Here is a 17280-nt window from a genome sequence, read left to right as displayed (position 1 = left end):
CTCTTATATGATGCCGAGCATCAGCATGATTGTTATTTTCGAGTTTTTTTGTCTACTTTAAAATGTCGGCAATAGCAGTTTTCATCCCTTTATCCAAAATTGCCTGAGCGTCAGCCGCCACTTCGTCGGCAAACCCCGGAAGTTCGTTTAAAGGCGATGTCCAGATTTCCTTGTTGTTTAAAATGCCGTTGACCCACCCTTTAATATCATTTTTGTTGAAAGTAGATTGAATAAATTCAACGAATTCTTTGGTATCATTGGGCGTGAAAGATACTTCAGATTTACCACTGTACAATACCAGCAGGGCTGCCAGGGAAAAAGTCGTCAGTTTGGCTTGCTTTCCCAATTTGTTATAGTTATCGGCAACCGTAGGAAAATCGCGTGTCTCCCACTTGGATAGCGAATTGAGCGAAATATCTTTCAGATAATGCTTTAGATAGGGATTGTAAAAGCGCTCAAGGATCTTAGCAGCAAAGGCTTTCAGCTCTTCAGGATCTTCGCCTATACCAGGCAGCACTTCTTCGTTTACCATTTTGTTGATGAACTGCTCTACTTCCGGCGTGTTAAAGGCATCCATCACGGTTTCGCAGCCAAGCTGCAATGCCAAAGGCACCATCGCCGTGTGCGCTCCGTTCAACACCCGCACTTTCTTAGCGCGAAACGGACGAATATCATCCATAAACAACACATTCAAACCGGCTTTGTCGAGCGGCAATTTTTCTTTGATAATGCTATCGCCGCCGATGGCCCAAACATGAAAATATTCGCCTTTCACCACCAGGTTGTCATCAAACCCAATCTCCTCTTTTATTTCATTGATCGTTTCTTTAGGAAAACCGGGGACAATGCGGTCAACCAAAGTATCGTAAAAGCTACAAGCGGTTTTTATCCAGTTTTCGAAATCAGCGCCGAGCTTATGGTAAGCCGCATGCTTTAATACAAATTCGCGCAATGTTGATCCATTATCTTCGATAAGTTCGCAACATACAATCTGCAAACCTTTTGACGCATCTCCATCAAATTTTTTAAACCGCTTATAAAGCAGCGAAGTCACTTTTGCCGGAAAAGATTTGGGCGGCAACGCGTTTAAATCGTCGCCTTCTTCATAGCGAATACCGGCCTCGGTTGTGTTGGAAATAATGGTTTCCAAATCTTCGCTCAAAAACAGCTTCTCGTATTGTTGGTATTCCGTGTACGGATTGATGATATCTGTCACCGACTGGATCAAAGCAACTTCTTTTACGGGCTTCTTGTCTTTAATCCCCTCGAGATAAACGTGGTACAGGCAGTCCTGCTTTTCAAATATTTTTTTGATGCCCTCGCCGCCGCCAATCGGCTGTACCAAAGCAATGCCATGATTTAATATGCCATCTTTATTAGCTTTATCAATCATCCAATCTACAAATGCGCGAAGAAAATTGCCTTCGCCAAACTGCATAATTTTTACCGGGTAAGCCGGCTTGTCTACTGTCGTTTTATTTAACGGTTGCATCCGTGTATTTTTTGTTGTTTTTTTATTGGCCAAATGAAACTTCACACTCAAATTTCCCTTTGCGAGAAAATCGCCATGCTTCCTTTCATCTGCTTATTTGATACTGATTATTATTTTATTTTTTTGCAGAACGAAGTAACCACTGCACCCAATCGCCGGCAGCAGCAAAATTCTGGTACTCGGCCGGCAGCTTGCGCCCATCCACATATTCGTTGTAGATCCACGGATCGCCCAGGACAAAAACCTTTCCTTTTCCGTAATTCGCAATGGCCATCACATCAAAGCCTTTTTTCAAGATCGATGTCGCCGGAGGATGGACGCTTAGTGAACTAATTTCTTTTATATAAATTTTGTCGGCTGATTTGAAAACAGGATTTCCCTTGTCAATCATCACGGCTCCCTGCTCATAGTTGTTTCCTTTCACCATCAACTGGTCATCACCGTTGAATTTAATGCCGAATTTTGCGGCAAGCAAATTGATCTTTTCCTGTTCAGCATTCACAGAGTTATTCCCCAGCAAAACCAGCACGCCGCCGGACTTTACCCAACTGGCAATCGTGGACGCATCGGACTCATTCATATAATGCGGCTGCGCCGTTTCTTTTTCCGTATCGGCATCAACAATTATGAATACTGACGCACCAGACAAATTTGCCTTTGAAGGGGCTGCTTTCAGCGTGTTCAAGGTTGCACCGTATTGTTCAAACAAATTGCCTAAAAAATAATAACCGTTATTGTCGCGTTCGGTCCAAATGTAGTGGAATGGCTGTTGCTCGCCACCGGGGCCTTTTTGCCATTCGTTATTAAAATAATTATCAAGCAAAACAGTTTTTCCTTTTCCAACAGACAATTTCGGCATCATCTCAATTTCGTTGGCTGCGAGAATAAACGCCCCCATTCCCTTCGGATCATTCTGTTTTACTTTTTCACGCATGTAATATTCAAAACTTCCGTCGCGGTAGGGCTTGCCACCCAAACCAGAAACGGTAACGGTTCCTTCCAGATTGGTAAACCCTTTGTCATCTTTTGTTAATTGATATTTCACCAGTCCGTCAAACGCCTTCTTTGCATGGGTAGCAAAGCTTTGCGCAATGTATCCTTTTCTCGCGCCCTTTGCAAGCGTATAAGAAAGCATCGCCGTAGCAGAGGATTCCAGGTAGTTTGGTTTACGGTTGGGTAAATCTACAATGTCGTACCACATACCGGTTTTTTTATCCTGCACTTTGACAACTGCGGTCGCGAAGCGTTTTAAAATTTCAATGATTTGCTGGCGGCCGGGATGATCGGCCGGAAAGTAGTCCAAAGCGTCTACCATAGCCACACCATACCAGCCCAGGGCGCGCGCCCAAAAATGAGGCGACCGGCCTGTGGTTTTATCGGCCCATTGCTGCGTTCTCGATTCATCATACCCATGATATAACAAACCGGTTTTAGGATCGCGGCTGTTTTTTTCCATCAACACAAACTGCCGCGTTACGTCGTTGAAAATGGTATCTTCTCCAAACACCTGTGCATACTCGGCATAAAAAGGCTGTCCCATGTATAGACCATCTAACCACATTTGCCAGGGATAAATCTGTTTGTGCCAAAAACCGCCCTCTTTGGTTCGGGGATGTTTTAGCAATTGGCTGCGCAACAGTTCAATAGCTTTTTTGTATTTGGCTTTCCCGGTAACACGATAAATGGTCAGCAGCGCTTTACCGTTATTCAAATGATCTATATTATAATGATCAATATCGTAATCCTTAATAGAACCGTCTTCCCGCACATAATGATCCATGCTATGCTCAATGTAGTTAAACCATTTTGCATCGCCTGTCGCCTGCCAGATGCCTTCAATTCCTTTCAGAATAACGCCCTGGTCATAGCTCCACCTGGCGGGATTCCCCGGGGCAGAGCTGAAAGAGTCCGGCCACATACGCATCGCCGTCAGCGCCATTTGTTGCGAATAGGGCAAGTCCTGTGCCTGAGCTGCGATTGAAAAGCAGGTTATTAAAAGGAATACTATTTTCTTCATACGTTTTTTAATTAAAAGAGATCAGGAAAAGCCGCAATTTATAAGTTTATTTGATAAACAATTCAGCCGCCGAAGCACCTAATTCAGCCTTAACTTTTTGTTTCGTTTTTTCATAATCGGTTTGCTTCATCATGATCGCCTTTGTGCGATCGCCGGCAACACGCATCAGGAGCTCCGTGTTTTTACTATAATCGAAATCTTTTATGGAAATAATGTCGCTGTTGATAATATCAATCACCGGATCTTTTTCTTTACTAAACACTTTTACGTTGGAAAATGAGATATTGCTGGCTTCCTGGATATCCACACCAAAATCTGATTGAAAAACCGAATTTTCAATTTTGATGTCCTTGACATGCATTTCGGGCAGACCCCGGATAAAAATCGCTTTTTTAGCGCCGTTGCAGAAAACATTGCTCATTTGGATATTTCTAAAAGATGGTGTGGTTTCATCCACCGGCAACATTTCAACTTTTGGCAGCTCGCGCTTTTCGCCAAATTGGGGCACCGGATCTTTTCCCATATAGTACATATCAAACAATACCGCGTCGCCCGGAATATCTTTCATATAAATATCCTTAATGAAAATATTCTCCACAACACCGCCGCGGCCGCGCGTAGTTTTAAACCGCAAGCCGATATCGCTGCCGATAAAATTGCAATTGCTCACATAGACATTATTGACGCCGCCGCTCATTTCGCTGCCTACTACGAATCCACCATGCGAGGCGTAAACGGTGCAGCCGCGGATGATCACGTTTTGGGTTGGCATGGCCCGCGCGCGCCCGTCGGCATCGCGGCCGCTTTTCATGCAGAGGCCATCATCCCCCACATCAAAAACACTGTTTTCGATAAGCGCATTGCTGCAGCTTTCAAGATCGATGCCATCGCCGTTTTGGGCATACCACGGATTTTTAACAAAAATGTTACGCACAGTGATATTGCTGCTCATCAGCGGATGGAGGCACCAGGCTGGCGAGTTTTGAAAAGTGACACCTTCCAGCAGGATTTTATCACATTTTGTAAGCACCAGTAAATTGGGGCGCAGAAAATCTTTAACCGATTCGAAAAAAGCTGCATCTTTTTCGGGTGACAGGCGGCCGGCATCTTTTACACTTTGGCCTTTGGCAAAACTTTCCGAAGGCATCCAGATGTCTTTTTTCTCATTCAAAACACCTCCCGAAGCTAACAGGTCTTTCCACTGGCCTTCCGTGAGTTTTGACTTTTTCACAGCGCGCCAAACGTCGCCATTCCCATCAATAATCCCCTTGCCGGTGATACCGATATTGGTAGCGCCTTCGGCGGATATGGGCGACTGGTTGCGCATTTGCTCAAACCCTTCCCAGTTGGCCTTCACCAGCGGATATTGGCTTTTATCTTTTGTGAATAATAAAGTGGCGCCAACGGAAAGATTTAAGTTCACATTGCTTTTTAAAACAATGGGGCCGCTAAGCCACAAGCCGGAAGGGATTTTCACCACACCGCCGCCCTGGGCGCTACACGCATCTATGGCGCTTTGAATGGCCTTTGTGTTGAGCTGGTATCCGTCGCCAACGGCTCCGTATTTTGTAACATCGTAAACGGCAGCTTTAAAATTTGTCTTTTCAATTTTTGGCAGGTTCCAGTTTTCCTGTGCATGAGCAACAATGGCAGCAACATTGAAAAGTAAAAATGCAAGTATATTTTTGTACATCCACAATCGTTTAGGCATACAAGGTAATCAGAATACGTATTTGACAAAACAATTGGGTATCACTTTATTTACGCAAACGTTATCGTTTATCGCATTATAGTAAGAAAGCACATCGCTGCTCTAAGATATTCCATCTTCATACAAAAAAATGCCCGACAGAATCTGCCGGGCATACTATAAAGTAAAAAATTTTATCGCATTACCAATCCTGCTTCGCAACACCTGCCTTAATAGCGGCTAATGCTTTTGCCTCTCCAAGCAGCGCGGTAAGTTTGTTTCCTTTACCGTCGTGGCCTTTTGCGATATATCCTCCTTTTGCCGTTCTTGACACTACTGCGTCCTGGATCGGAACATTCTTTTCTTTAGTTTTTACGTTGTAAGCTGTAAGCGTTGCATCTGCCATATGCTATCATTTTTGGGTTAAGAAAAATTGAAATTACGGGTTTTAGATCAAATCCCACCTATTTATCTCTAAAAACACAATTTAAAACTAAAATATTAGTTATATTTGATTACTTGTTCAATTAAAAATTATGCCATGATTAAAAGATTGCTGCTCATTGTTTTACTTTATAGTTATGGTATTTTAAGCGCGCAGGAAATTAGCTATAACCGAACGGAAACCCTGAGGTATTTTCAAAATATGGATTTTGAAAGCTGCCTGGAATGGTTAAAAACCAAACAGCTTGACGCTTATAATAAAAGCTACCTGATGGATATGGGCTATTGTTATTATATGATGGAGATGCCGCTGGAAGCGCGAGATACCTATCTAAAAATAGCTGCGCAAGAGCCGCTGGATTTTCAGGCCAACCTGTTTTTGGCCACCATTTATGATAACCAGATTTATAACAAAGACGACAGCGCTGCTTTCTATTATAAAATGCTTACAACTATCCAACCACAGCAATCTAAGTTTTGGTATTTGGGTGGCAGAAGTTTAAATAGCGTGAGGGAATACGATGCTGCCTTCGCGTATTTTGAAAAGGCTTTTGAGTTAAATCCTTCTTCGGGTAAGATAACGGTAGCCTACGCCAAAGCTTTGGAGCGTAGGAAAGAAGGTGACCGCGCGGCAAAAGTGATTGATGCCTTTCTCGCCAAAGACAATGCTAATGTCGATGTGATTCAGAAAAAGATATCGATGAGCCACAAGCTAAAAGCTTTTAAAGACGTAATTTACTGGGGCGAGCTGCTGCTCAAAGATTCTTTACCGCCGGCCTCTTCTTTTTACTCCTACATGTACCTTGCTTACAGCTATCTGAATACCAACCAGATTGACAAAAGTATTGCTTTGTGCGATTGCCTGATAGAACACAACCTGGGTGCAGAACAAATCACTTATTGCCTCGCTCTTTGTTATGGTAAAAAAGGTGATTACACAAGGAGCAATCATTTGCTGGACGAATGTATCGAACTCAACCTTCTGGATCAGGCGCAAACCTATTTCAGGGCCAAAGCCGATAATTATACACTCATGAAGCAATATGCGAAAGCGGCGAGCGAGATAGATACTTCGTTTTATATTTTTCAAGACCCTATCGATCTTTATCTCGCGGGGAAGATTTATGACGACTTAAAAAACAAACCGAAAGCCGCACTATACTATAAGAAATTTCTTTCCCAAAAGAAAAATCCAGCTTCACCCCTCGAGGCGAAACTGGAAAATTACATCAAAGAATATTTAAAAGCGGATTAAACATCCAGCTTGGCATACTTCGCATTGGTTTCGATAAAATCGCGCCGTGGCGCCACTTCATCTCCCATCAGCATGCTAAATACGCGGTCGGCTTCAGCAGCGCTTTCGATGGTTACCTGTTTTAACGTTCTGCGATCCGGATCCATTGTGGTTTCCCAAAGCTGGTTGGCGTTCATCTCTCCCAAACCTTTATAACGCTGGATACCCACCGATTCTTCCTTGCCAGCGCCCAGCCTTTCCACAAGCGCTTTGCGCTGTTCTTCGTTATAAGCGTAAGCCGACTCCTTTCCCTTTTTTATCAGGTACAAAGGCGGTTGCGCGATATAAACATAACCCTGCTCCACCAGTTCTTTCATGTAACGGTAAACGAAGGTGAGGATCAGCGTTGCAATGTGGCTTCCATCCACATCGGCATCCGTCATAATGATTAACTTATGATAGCGCAGTTTAACCAGGTTCAGGGCTTTCGGATCTTCCGGCGTTCCCACCGTTACGCCCAATGCTGTATAAATATTACGGATTTCCTCGTTTTCATAAATCTTATGCTCCATGGCTTTTTCCACGTTCAGGATTTTACCCCTCAGCGGTAATATAGCCTGAAAGGAACGATCGCGGCCCTGCTTGGCCGTACCGCCCGCCGAATCTCCCTCGACAAGGTAGAGCTCGCAACGCTCGGGATCACGATCAGAGCAATCGGCCAGCTTACCCGGCAAGCCTCCTCCGCTCAAAACGGATTTGCGTTGCACCAGGTCGCGCGCTTTTCTTGCCGCAGCCCGCGCCTGAGCCGCGAGAATCACTTTATTAATGATATTTTTAGCGTCCTTCGGATTCTCTTCTAAAAAAACTTCCAATACACGCGCGACAGTGGTTTGCACCACCCCGCTTACTTCGCTGTTACCGAGTTTTGTTTTGGTTTGGCCTTCAAATTGAGGCTCCGGCACTTTCACCGAAATGATGGCGCTCAAGCCTTCCCTGAAATCATCGCCCTCGATGGTCACTTTTGCTTTTTCGAACAAGCCGTTTTTTTCCCCGTAGTTTTTAAATACCCGTGTCAACGCCTGGCGGAAGCCGGTTACATGCGTTCCTCCTTCAATGGTATTGATGTTATTGACGTAAGAAAAAATATGTTCGTTATAAGAATCGTTGTAAGTAAGCGCCACTTCGACCGCCACATTGGTCTGCTCGTCATGGCCGTCCACACTCACCACATTGGGAATCAATGGTGTCCGGCCCGCGCTTTTATCCAGCATTTCAACGAACTCGGTAATACCGCCTTCGCTATAAAACACTTCGGAAATAATCTCGCCATTTTCATTTTTTTCACGAAGATCAGAAAGCGTAATGCGAATGCCTTTGTTGAGGTAAGCAAGCTCGCGCAAGCGACCTTTCAGGATATCAAATTTATATTCCGTAACTGAAAAAATACTTGAATCGGGCCAAAAGTGCTGATGCGTCCCCGTATTTTCTGATACGCCGATTTCGCGGACATTGTATTGGGGGACACCGATGCGATACTCCTGCTCAAACACTTTTCCTTCGCGCTGCACGGTGGTGATCATTTTGGTGCTCAGTGCGTTTACGCAACTCACCCCAACCCCGTGCAAGCCACCGGACACCTTGTAGCTGTCTTTATCAAATTTACCACCGGCATGGAGAACGGTCATCACGATCTCCAGCGCCGACTTGTTTTCTTTTTTATTGATGCCCGTCGGAATACCACGGCCGTCGTCCTGAACAGAGATCGAGTTATCTTCATGAATGGTGACATCAATGTTTTTACAGTGCCCGGCAAGCGCTTCATCGATTGAGTTGTCAACCACCTCATAAACCAGATGGTGAAGCCCTTTTACGCCGATATCGCCGATATACATCGCCGGCCTTTTGCGAACCGCTTCCAATCCCTCCAAAACCTGAATACTGTCGGCGCCATAGACTGGTTTTGACGCGGCTACTACTTCGTTTATTTCTTCACTCATAAATCTAAAAATACATGAAAATGATGCCCGTGAGGCAATGGGCAAATTTACGGAAAAATGAGCACTGAGACGGGCTTTAGCTGCAAATGTTGATATCTCGTTAGTCTCGGATAAAGATATTGATAATCAAACATTTACAAGAATAAACTGTCTTTTGGTTTATCTGACCCGATTGAAAATAAGCGGCGCTCCTTCGGGAAGCGAAGCATGAAATTTATTGATAGAGAAGGTTTTCTCCGATAGTGTCACTTTATATTTAACATTGAGGCCTTCAGTGGAACTGGCAGTAAGGTCGGACAAAGTAATCGTATCACCGGTGCTATTAAACCTATAACTGAAAGGAATCGCCGCGGCTCCATCGTGGTGCAAAAAAAGCATGGGACCGAGGCTGCTGTAATTTTCTGGCTTGGTTACCAACAAAGTATCTTTTTTCAGCCCGCTCTCCACCCATAAGCCTTCAAAGCGATCATCGGGGCTATTGTTTTCTGTTTCCTTTTTGCAGGACAGGAGTACCAATACGGCACAAAAAGCGATTGTCAGTTTTGGCATCCATTTCATAGTAAACTATTTGATCAAAAATAACACAAATAGCCGGCTTAGCGCTTTACAATTTGCGCCACCAAATCGGCTTCTGTTGCAACTTTATTTCCAACATAAACGGTTCCGTGCATTTCGCAAATGCCGCGACGGATAGGGGCCGTAAGTTCCATTTTTAAAATCATGGTATCGCCGGGCTTTACCATTTGCTTAAACTTACAGTTGTCGATCTTTAAAAAATAAGTATCATACTGACCCTCGCCAGACAGGTTGATCGCCAAAATGCCGCCACATTGGGCTAGCGCTTCAATTTGCAAAACGCCCGGCATCACCGGATTTCCGGGGAAATGGCCTTGGAAAAACCACTCATTGAAGGTGACATTTTTAATACCAATAATTTTCTCGTCGGTCAGGTCAACAATTTTGTCAACCAACAAAAAAGGAAAACGGTGCGGCAATGTCTTTTCGATATACTGCAGATCGTAAACGGCAGGCGTTGTGGGGTCATAGTTCGGAATATCCTTAATATGCTTATTGGCTTTGATATGTTTCTTAATCAGTTTGGCAAAAGCTATATTGGTGCTATGCCCCGGCCTGTTGGCGATCACACGCCCTTTTACCGGATAGCCAATCAATGCCAGATCACCCACGACGTCCAACAGCTTGTGGCGGGCAGGTTCGTTGGGAAAGCGTAATTCTAAATTATTCAAATAGCCTTCGCTTTTTACCTCAATGTCTTCTTTCTTAAAAATCTTTTTCAGCCGTTCGAGTTCCGCTTCGCCGACGGGTTTATCCACGACCACGATAGCGTTATTAACGTCGCCGCCTTTGATCAGATTGTGATCGAGCAGCATTTCAAGCTCATGTAAAAAACAGAAAGTACGGCAGGTTGAAATTTTGTCTTTAAAATTCCTCATGGTTTTCAGCTCGGCGTGTTGCGTGCCCAAAACCGGAGAATTAAAGTCGATTAACGTAGTGATTTGATATTCACGCGCCGGCATAATCACCATTTCCACACGCTTATCTTCGTCTGTAAGGTATAAATTCTCATCTATCGAATACCAAACTTTAGCGGCATCCTGCTCCTCAACACCTGCTTCTTCGATAATTTCAATAAAAGGCATCGAGCTGCCGTCCATAATCGGAACTTCGGGGCCATTGATTTCAATGAGGCAGTTGTCTACGCCCATGCCCACCAATGCCGCCAGCAAATGCTCAACGGTGCTTACTTTAGCGCCATTGGCTTCAAGCGTAGTTCCGCGGCTGGTGTCGGTGACCAAATCACAATCAGCCTTGATTACCGGCTTGTTTGGCAAATCAACCCTTTGAAATTTTACTCCAAACCCAGCATTTGCGGGCTTTAGCGACATATCAGCAAGTATCCCGGTATGCAGGCCTGTTCCACTGATATTTACTGATTTTTTTAAAGTATGTTGCTTGTCAGGATTGAAGTTTTTGCTCATAGTCATCGTTGAATTTGGCAAATATACGTTTTCATCTTTCGCCATGAAAAGGATGGACTAGTTTTTTCGGGGCGGTTGATAAGAGCGGTTGCTCGATTACTATCATAATTATCATTTGATTACCAAAAAAACTTTGCACATTTGCCTTCACTATGACGACTTCTATCGATTTAAATAAAATCAGCGCGCCTTTCTTTATTGGAGTAGCCGGGGCGGGCATGAGCGCGATTGCACAATACCTGCAGGGATCGGGCATGATGGTTAGCGGCAGCGATCGCTTTTTTAATGAAGGAAAGGCCGGCGACATCAGGCAAAAGCTGGAAGACGAAGGCATACGCTGTTTTTTGCAGGATGGCAGCGGCATCACCCCGGAAACGGACCTTGTTGTTGCTTCTACCGCCATTGAAGATACCGTTATAGAAATAAAGAAAGCGAAGGAATTAGGCATTCCTATCATCAGGCGGTCAGAACTTTTGGCGCTCATTGCGGCAAGTAAAAAAACGATCGCGGTGGGCGGCACCAGCGGTAAAAGCACCACAACAGCCATGTTGTTTGATATTATGAGCCACGCCGGGCTCTCTCCCTCAATTATTAGCGGCGCAGGGCTGGTGAGCCTGATAAAAAAAGGAAAAATCGGCAATGCCTTTGTTGGAGACAGCGACTGGCTGGTGATAGAAGCTGACGAAAGCGACGGCTCTATTGTGCAATATCACCCGGAGATCGGTATCTTATTAAATATTGAAAAAGATCATAAAGAGCTGAAGGAGTTGAACCAGATATTCGAAACGTTCAAGCAAAATAGCGCTCATTTTATCGTTAACCAGTCGAACGAACACTCCCAAAAACTTTCATCCAAGCTTATTTACGATTTTGAGGTTGAAGGAGCGAACCGCGGCTCCGGATTTTTTGCAACGGGCTTTTTACAAAACGGATTCAATATTTCTTTTTCCATCAACAAGCAACCTTTTGAGTTAAATGTTGCGGGCCGCCATAATATGGAAAATGCATTAGCGGCAGTTGCAGCCGCATCCATGGCAGGCGTTTCTCTGCCAACGGCCAGCGAAGCTTTAAGAAGTTACGAGGGCATTTACCGGCGATGCCAGGTTTTAGGCAAAAAAAATGAAATATGGGTGGTTGATGATTTCGCTCACAACCCGGTCAAATGCGCTGCGGCCATCCGAAGTTGTCAGCCTGTGTCAGAAAAAGTGATTGCCTGGTTCCAGCCTCATGGCTATACACCCACCAAGTTTTTGAGATCAGATTTCGTTAAAGAAATCGCGGAGGCTTTAAGGCCTGAGGATGAGATTTGGATGAGTGAAATATTTTATGCAGGCGGCACCACTACTAAGGATATATCGGCCAACGATCTGATCAACGACATTAAAGCTAAGGGCAAAAAAGCCTTTTTTGTTGAAAACAGAAATGATTTCTTAGGCCAGGTAAGGCCGCATTTAACAGCTGGTTCGGTTTTGCTGCTGATGGGTGCAAGGGACCCTTCCCTTGAGCAATTTTCAAAAAATGTATTTCAGGAGCTTTAGCTCGCCATCCTGGGTTCTTCCATTTTCTGCGGATGGCCCAGTAAATAATAGCACATCACCATAATCAAGCTGTCTTTATCGCGGGGCGCCGGGTTGTCCAGGTCAAGGCTGCAAACGGTGAGCGGTTGCTGTGTGTCTTCAGCGATGATTTCCACATTTTTGGAGTCCGGGAAATTCAGCGCGTATTTTTTTTCGTCTATTACAATGAAGGCGTGGCCGTTTTCTTTTTTTAGCTTTCCCAAGCGTGTGCCGTATTCATTCTCCAGCACCACTTTATTTTTCAGAAAGCCTGTTTTACTGCATTTAAAATATCGCTTTTCGCCATCTTCAGATTCGATGTAAACGCGATCGGAATGTGTTTGATAAGCAAGCGTCAAGAGCTTGCGGCCATTGTTACATAAACCAAAAACGGTGTTGCCTAAACCCGATTTTATAGTCTTCCACTGCATAGCTTAGAGTTTCGACTACAAATTTGGCTTTTTTCGCCAATAAAAGCAGCAGTTAACATTAAATTAATATAGAAAATACCGATAATACGATCAGGCGACGGCATGTTTTCCCCATTTGTGCACAAGGCCGCGATTTAATTGGCAACACGATTTGTTTCCCTTATATTTTAGCTATTAAGCTGGCGATGTAAGAAAATAAAGATCAACGCGATCAGGATAAGCAACAAAATAGCGGAAAAATAGAGCGTCCATGGCGTTTTCAGCTGCAGGCGCTTCCTGGAATTTACTTTTTTCGCCGTCTTTTTACGCAGGCTTCTGTTGAGGTCGTCGACGATCAGTTCAATGCGCTTTTTGTCCTGTAGTTCGTCTAACCCTTCCAAAGCGTCTGCTTCAAAAGGGTCGTCAATGATCTTCTGCTCAAAGTCGTGTTTTTCAGCCGGCTCCATTTCCCCATTCAGGTATTGCAGCAGTTGCTCGCGGCTAATCGCCTCTTTTTTATCGGATAATATGTGTTTTAATTCATCCTGCATCTCGGGTTGCGTTTTGAGCAAGCTTTTTTTGAATACTTATTCTGAGGTTTCTTTTCCCGTTCTGAATGTGACTCTTTACTTTTAACAGAGGGTATCCTGTGATTTCACTCACCTGCTGGTAAGTATTTTTTTTAAGATAGAACAAAGTTACGCAATTGTACTGCTCACTATTCAGTTCCTTAAGAGCTGCTTCAAGTAGCTCGGAGGTCACTTCGTCAGAAAGCGGTTGGGGCGAATTATCGCTATCAGCCAACGGCGCGTTCAAATCGGTTAAAGCTACGGGCGTTTTGCCTTTTCTGTCTCTTAATATGGTGAGGCATTGGTTTTTGGCCACCATATAAAGCCAACTTTTAAAGTAATTTATCTCATAGCGGCCGGCTTCCTGTATCACTTTTAAAAAAATTTGCTGCACACAATCGCGCGCGTCATTTTCTTCCTTTAAATACTTCATGCAAACACCAAACAATAACAGGGTATAACGTTCCAGCAAAGCTCCCAGCCATTCACTGTCTTCCGTTTGCCGAAAGCGTTGCAGCAATTCCTTGTCGCTAATATCGTGGTATCGATCTTTACTCACGCGGTTAAAGTTATTAAACCTTAAGATGCAAAACACTTCTTTTTCCATAGCGTTGGCCTCTTTCTGTCTAAACGTTTTAAATTTACCGGATGAAGCATTTTGATTACGGCATGGTGATCGTTCCCGCAGCGCCGGTACGCAAGAAACCCAATCACCGGCAGGAAATGAGCAACCAGCTTTTATTCGGCGAAGCCGTGAAAATTTTGGGCAGAAAGAATGCGACCTGGATCAAAATAGAAAGTATTTTTGATGGCTATGTTGGATGGACGACCAGCCATTTGCTCGCGGTAACAGATGAAGCTGCCGCCCTGAAACCCTGCCATACGCTGGCGCCACAGCTTTTGAACGAAATCCGCATTCAAAAACAAACCATGCAATTACCCTTGGGCGCGTCTTTAAGAAATCTTCAGCACAAGCGCGGCAGCGTCGGCGATATCGCATTTTCATTTGCAGAAAAGCCCCTCAACCCGACAGCGATTAAAGACAAAAAGAAGTTTATTTTAAAACAAGCGCGCTTATGGCTAAACGCTCCTTATATGTGGGGCGGCAAAACGATCCTCGGCGTGGACTGTAGCGGCTTTTGCCAAACGCTTTATAAGATTGCGGGTGTTGCTATTGCCCGCGATGCCTGGGAACAGGCTTTGCAAGGCAGGCGGGTGCGCTCATTAAAAACCGCAGGTCCAGGTGATCTTGCCTTTTTTGAGGAAGACGATAAGATTGTGCATGTAGGCTTGATCATCGGCGATCAGCAAATCATTCACGCTTCCGGCAAAGTACGGATCGATCATTTGGACAAAAAGGGCATTATTCATTCAGACACAGGCGAGCGCACCCATACCTTAAAATTAATCAGAAGGTTTATTGATTAAAAAGGAAGCCAATCAGCCCCGCCGTTTTAGAACGGCCGCAACCCATGCAGCGGTACAGCATAATTATTATCCTGCTTTATTCTCAAAAGAAGCGTTATTGCGAGATGGCGTGATTCGCCGAGTGTTTGCCAACTCACAGTGATTGGCGCAAGCTCCAATGTTGCCCAATCATTAAGGGTGGTAATTTCCCCGTCTTCCAGGTTATTATAACCTTTCAGGTCGACAACATTGGTGTAAAAAAGACTTCGTCTAAGCTTCCTGACTAATTTTTTATAATCCCTTTTTACGACTTTTCTGTTCCGCTCTGTGTCAGGAAAAAAGGCTACGATCTGGTAATTATAATAACTAAAGAGAAATCGTTGCTCCGTTGACCTGACAGCTTTTTCATAAAAGATGACGTCCACCTTGGCAGCATTGATGCTAAAGGGATTGAATACCTTGTAATTTCCTCTTAAATAGTAGCCGGTCGTATCGGTTTGTTTGAGTACTTGTTTATTATGCAATGCTGTATCCGAACTGAGTGCATCGATAAAGCCGGAAAAAGTTCCGGCCAGGGGATCTACGCGATAATACTCCTTTACCACCCGCGACAGGTCGTCCTGCCCGTAGGCCGTGCAAGCCAGCCACATCAAACATATAAACCAGGAGCAGTGCTTCAAATTTTTCAAAATTTTAATAGCAGTCCATACACAACGAAGCAATCACGCGGGCAAAGGTTGCATGATGATCCAAGCAACGAAACTTTTATTTAAAAGAAGCAGGACTGAAGCTATTTGGCATACTTCTCTTTATAATATTCGATGGCTTCCGTTACAATAGGCAGCGCGGTTTCCTTGTCCTGGAAGGTGTCTATCACCACTTTTTTGTCTTCTAGTACCTTATATTGTTCAAAAAAGTTACGCATTTCCAATAAAAAATGCTGCGGCAGTTCATCTATATTATCATATTGCCTTACTGAAGGATCGTTGATGGCAACTGCGATAATTTTGTCATCGCGCTCACCGCTATCGATCATCTGCATATTGCCGATCACTTTTATCTGCACCAAACAAAGGGATCGAATCGTTTGTGAACATAAAACCAACACATCCAAGGGATCATTATCCTGCCCCAACGTTTGCGGGATAAATCCATAATTGACGGGGTAATGGAAAGAAGAATAGATGACCCGGTCCAATTTCAACAGCCCTGTTTCTTTATCAATTTCGTATTTCGATCTTGACCCTTCCGGAATTTCAATAATCGCATTCACGTATTCAGGCGCATTGGTACCGTAGCTTACACCATGCCAGGGATGTTGAATAGTTGACATAAAAGCGCTGTTGTTTTTTTAGATAAGTATATATTAGTGTCTGCAAAAATATGCTTTTGCAGGTGTTTATTCATGATCGAAAAGGTATTTAAAATCCACCAGCCATTTACCATCGCTTTTCACAACTTTCAAGGTATCCCGATTTTCGGTATGGAAGGAGTTGGAGTAAACAATGATACTTGTTGAATCGTTGATGAGTTGCCGGCTGTGAATACGAATGCTGGCGTCCCAAAGCCCTTGCTTTTCATCAGACGAAAGCTGCATGCGTGACACAGCGTCGAGACGTTCGTCGTTTTGAGAATCGTGTAACATAAAGTCAGCAGCCCTGTCGTATTTCCCTTTAAGAGCCGCTTGGATAAAAGCAGTTGCCGCCTCAATATCGTTGCTTGTAGCGTCTGATGTTGCATCGCCACCCTCGCCACAAGCGGCCAGGCTGAACAAGCCGAGTATCGACAGTATAAAAAGATATTTCATTCGTATTTTTTTTATGTTTTTTGTGGATCGAATGGCGTTTGCATATTGCTTTAATGTCCTAATGTACGCGCTATTTCAGGCTTTCAAGCTTTTGCTGAAGATCTTCCAGCATTTTCGGATCCATATTTTTCAACACGCTGTCCGCCATCTTCATTCCCTTTTCAATTTCTTCGCTATGAAAATTGACTGTATCTCTTAAATTCTTTTCCTGCTCTTTCGCAGTTTTCGCGCCCATCCGCATCAGCGTGCTCATTGTAAAATCAACCTTCCAGCCATTGCTTTCTTTTAAAAGTTTAAAATCCGCCGATGGTCGTTGGCCGCTTCTGCTTTTAACTGTAATCATGGCCGAATCTCCAGCTACTCTTGCAGGTTCAAAAACCACGTCTTCGAAATCTTTCATCGGATCGTTTTGTGGCAACGAATCTTTCATTTGCTCCGCCATATCAAGGCCTTTCTTCAACATCTGCATCGTGGGTTTGCTCTCCTGGGTTACATATTTTGAAGCGCCGTCAATATCTTTCTTAGCCAGATGTTCAAAAAATTCCTGAAGCACCTCGTTGGGGTTGTTGCTCGTGGCGCTGCCGCAGGCCGCAACAAGCAAAAGACTTATAAATCCAAAAAACAGGAAGGCCGGCATGTTCTTCATGAATGATGTTT

The 17280-nt window shown here is 44.2% G+C and carries 17 protein-coding genes; 3 read left to right on the top strand and 14 right to left on the bottom strand.

The window, feature by feature from the left end:
- Positions 1-52: 52 nt before the first annotated feature.
- From ABDK00_RS03215 to ABDK00_RS03200, 4 genes are all read right to left on the bottom strand, one after another.
- Complete coding sequence (locus tag ABDK00_RS03215) at positions 53-1492, bottom strand: tagaturonate reductase (protein ID WP_346238066.1); 1440 nt, start codon at positions 1490-1492, stop codon at positions 53-55.
- A gap of 115 nt (positions 1493-1607) precedes the next feature.
- The gene (locus ABDK00_RS03210; protein ID WP_346238065.1) at positions 1608-3509 is read right to left on the bottom strand and encodes a glycoside hydrolase family 88 protein; all 1902 of its coding nucleotides are present in this window, start codon (positions 3507-3509) and stop codon (positions 1608-1610) included.
- Positions 3510-3555: 46 nt separating this feature from the next.
- Positions 3556-5202 carry a glycoside hydrolase family 28 protein gene (locus ABDK00_RS03205; RefSeq protein ID WP_346238064.1) on the bottom strand — a complete coding sequence of 549 codons (1647 nt, stop codon included), beginning with the start codon at positions 5200-5202 and terminating at the stop codon, positions 3556-3558.
- Between the two features lie 199 nt (positions 5203-5401).
- Complete coding sequence (locus ABDK00_RS03200) at positions 5402-5605, bottom strand: hypothetical protein (RefSeq protein WP_346238063.1); 204 nt, start codon at positions 5603-5605, stop codon at positions 5402-5404.
- A 135-nt stretch (positions 5606-5740) separates the two neighbouring features.
- Here ABDK00_RS03200 and ABDK00_RS03195 point away from each other — a divergent pair, with 135 nt between their 5' ends.
- Positions 5741-6898 (top strand): tetratricopeptide repeat protein, encoded by a 1158-nt coding sequence (locus ABDK00_RS03195; protein WP_346238062.1) that lies wholly within the window; start codon positions 5741-5743, stop codon positions 6896-6898.
- Here ABDK00_RS03195 and gyrB read toward each other — a convergent pair.
- The 3 genes from gyrB to ABDK00_RS03180 all read right to left on the bottom strand — a co-directional run bounded on the left by gyrB (position 6895) and on the right by ABDK00_RS03180 (position 10874).
- The gene (gene gyrB / locus ABDK00_RS03190; protein ID WP_346238061.1) at positions 6895-8874 is read right to left on the bottom strand and encodes a DNA topoisomerase (ATP-hydrolyzing) subunit B; all 1980 of its coding nucleotides are present in this window, start codon (positions 8872-8874) and stop codon (positions 6895-6897) included. The genes ABDK00_RS03195 and gyrB overlap by 4 nt on opposite strands.
- Before the next feature lie 159 nt (positions 8875-9033).
- Positions 9034-9432: a hypothetical protein gene (locus tag ABDK00_RS03185; protein WP_346238060.1), complete on the bottom strand. Its 399-nt coding sequence runs from the start codon at positions 9430-9432 to the stop codon at positions 9034-9036.
- 38 nt (positions 9433-9470) lie between these two features.
- Positions 9471-10874 carry a bifunctional UDP-3-O-[3-hydroxymyristoyl] N-acetylglucosamine deacetylase/3-hydroxyacyl-ACP dehydratase gene (locus tag ABDK00_RS03180; protein ID WP_346238059.1) on the bottom strand — a complete coding sequence of 468 codons (1404 nt, stop codon included), beginning with the start codon at positions 10872-10874 and terminating at the stop codon, positions 9471-9473.
- A gap of 152 nt (positions 10875-11026) precedes the next feature.
- On the opposite strand from ABDK00_RS03180, the gene ABDK00_RS03175 reads away from it, so the two are divergent.
- On the top strand, positions 11027-12412 hold the full coding sequence (locus ABDK00_RS03175) for a UDP-N-acetylmuramate--L-alanine ligase (protein ID WP_346238058.1): 1386 nt from the start codon (positions 11027-11029) through the stop codon (positions 12410-12412).
- On the opposite strand, the gene ABDK00_RS03170 is transcribed toward ABDK00_RS03175, so the two are convergent.
- From ABDK00_RS03170 to ABDK00_RS03160, 3 genes are all read right to left on the bottom strand, one after another.
- The gene (locus tag ABDK00_RS03170; protein WP_346238057.1) at positions 12409-12861 is read right to left on the bottom strand and encodes a hypothetical protein; all 453 of its coding nucleotides are present in this window, start codon (positions 12859-12861) and stop codon (positions 12409-12411) included. The two genes, ABDK00_RS03175 and ABDK00_RS03170, sit on opposite strands and share 4 nt — an antisense overlap.
- A gap of 167 nt (positions 12862-13028) precedes the next feature.
- Entirely contained in the window at positions 13029-13391 is a 363-nt protein-coding gene (locus tag ABDK00_RS03165) for a hypothetical protein (RefSeq protein WP_346238056.1), read from the bottom strand.
- Positions 13381-13968 carry a sigma-70 family RNA polymerase sigma factor gene (locus tag ABDK00_RS03160; protein WP_346238055.1) on the bottom strand — a complete coding sequence of 196 codons (588 nt, stop codon included), beginning with the start codon at positions 13966-13968 and terminating at the stop codon, positions 13381-13383. Before ABDK00_RS03160 ends, ABDK00_RS03165 begins: the two co-directional genes overlap by 11 nt.
- Positions 13969-14057: 89 nt before the next feature.
- Between ABDK00_RS03160 and ABDK00_RS03155 the strand changes: the two genes are divergently transcribed.
- Positions 14058-14837 carry a C40 family peptidase gene (locus ABDK00_RS03155; RefSeq protein WP_346238054.1) on the top strand — a complete coding sequence of 260 codons (780 nt, stop codon included), beginning with the start codon at positions 14058-14060 and terminating at the stop codon, positions 14835-14837.
- Between the two features lie 26 nt (positions 14838-14863).
- Here ABDK00_RS03155 and ABDK00_RS03150 read toward each other — a convergent pair whose 3' ends face one another.
- The 4 genes from ABDK00_RS03150 to ABDK00_RS03135 form a co-directional block, all read right to left on the bottom strand.
- A complete protein-coding gene (locus ABDK00_RS03150; protein ID WP_346238053.1) occupies positions 14864-15505 on the bottom strand; it encodes a hypothetical protein in 642 nt (213 codons plus the stop codon).
- Positions 15506-15606: 101 nt separating this feature from the next.
- On the bottom strand, positions 15607-16149 hold the full coding sequence (locus ABDK00_RS03145) for an inorganic diphosphatase (protein WP_346238052.1): 543 nt from the start codon (positions 16147-16149) through the stop codon (positions 15607-15609).
- Between the two features lie 66 nt (positions 16150-16215).
- Positions 16216-16623 carry a hypothetical protein gene (locus ABDK00_RS03140; RefSeq protein ID WP_346238051.1) on the bottom strand — a complete coding sequence of 136 codons (408 nt, stop codon included), beginning with the start codon at positions 16621-16623 and terminating at the stop codon, positions 16216-16218.
- A 70-nt stretch (positions 16624-16693) separates the two neighbouring features.
- Positions 16694-17269: a DUF4878 domain-containing protein gene (locus ABDK00_RS03135; RefSeq protein ID WP_346238050.1), complete on the bottom strand. Its 576-nt coding sequence runs from the start codon at positions 17267-17269 to the stop codon at positions 16694-16696.
- Positions 17270-17280 lie beyond the last annotated feature (11 nt).

This window comes from Niabella insulisoli, assembly GCF_039652435.2.
Lineage (GTDB): Bacteria > Bacteroidota > Bacteroidia > Chitinophagales > Chitinophagaceae > Niabella > Niabella insulamsoli.
This window is presented reverse-complemented; position numbering and strand designations above follow the sequence as displayed.

Bases quoted from the DNA above. Each gene is read 5' to 3' on its own strand.
- ABDK00_RS03165 (WP_346238056.1), bottom strand. From the start codon at position 13,391: ATGCAGGATGAATTAAAACACATATTATCCGATAAAAAAGAGGCGATT.
- ABDK00_RS03175 (WP_346238058.1), top strand. From the start codon at position 11,027: ATGACGACTTCTATCGATTTAAATAAAATCAGCGCGCCTTTCTTTATT.
- ABDK00_RS03215 (WP_346238066.1), bottom strand. From the start codon at position 1,492: ATGCAACCGTTAAATAAAACGACAGTAGACAAGCCGGCTTACCCGGTA.
- ABDK00_RS03185 (WP_346238060.1), bottom strand. From the start codon at position 9,432: ATGAAATGGATGCCAAAACTGACAATCGCTTTTTGTGCCGTATTGGTA.
- ABDK00_RS03145 (WP_346238052.1), bottom strand. From the start codon at position 16,149: ATGTCAACTATTCAACATCCCTGGCATGGTGTAAGCTACGGTACCAAT.
- ABDK00_RS03155 (WP_346238054.1), top strand. From the start codon at position 14,058: ATGAAGCATTTTGATTACGGCATGGTGATCGTTCCCGCAGCGCCGGTA.
- ABDK00_RS03170 (WP_346238057.1), bottom strand. From the start codon at position 12,861: ATGCAGTGGAAGACTATAAAATCGGGTTTAGGCAACACCGTTTTTGGT.
- ABDK00_RS03135 (WP_346238050.1), bottom strand. From the start codon at position 17,269: ATGAAGAACATGCCGGCCTTCCTGTTTTTTGGATTTATAAGTCTTTTG.
- ABDK00_RS03205 (WP_346238064.1), bottom strand. From the start codon at position 5,202: ATGTACAAAAATATACTTGCATTTTTACTTTTCAATGTTGCTGCCATT.
- ABDK00_RS03210 (WP_346238065.1), bottom strand. From the start codon at position 3,509: ATGAAGAAAATAGTATTCCTTTTAATAACCTGCTTTTCAATCGCAGCT.
- ABDK00_RS03200 (WP_346238063.1), bottom strand. From the start codon at position 5,605: ATGGCAGATGCAACGCTTACAGCTTACAACGTAAAAACTAAAGAAAAG.
- ABDK00_RS03140 (WP_346238051.1), bottom strand. From the start codon at position 16,623: ATGAAATATCTTTTTATACTGTCGATACTCGGCTTGTTCAGCCTGGCC.
- gyrB (WP_346238061.1), bottom strand. From the start codon at position 8,874: ATGAGTGAAGAAATAAACGAAGTAGTAGCCGCGTCAAAACCAGTCTAT.
- ABDK00_RS03195 (WP_346238062.1), top strand. From the start codon at position 5,741: ATGATTAAAAGATTGCTGCTCATTGTTTTACTTTATAGTTATGGTATT.
- ABDK00_RS03180 (WP_346238059.1), bottom strand. From the start codon at position 10,874: ATGAGCAAAAACTTCAATCCTGACAAGCAACATACTTTAAAAAAATCA.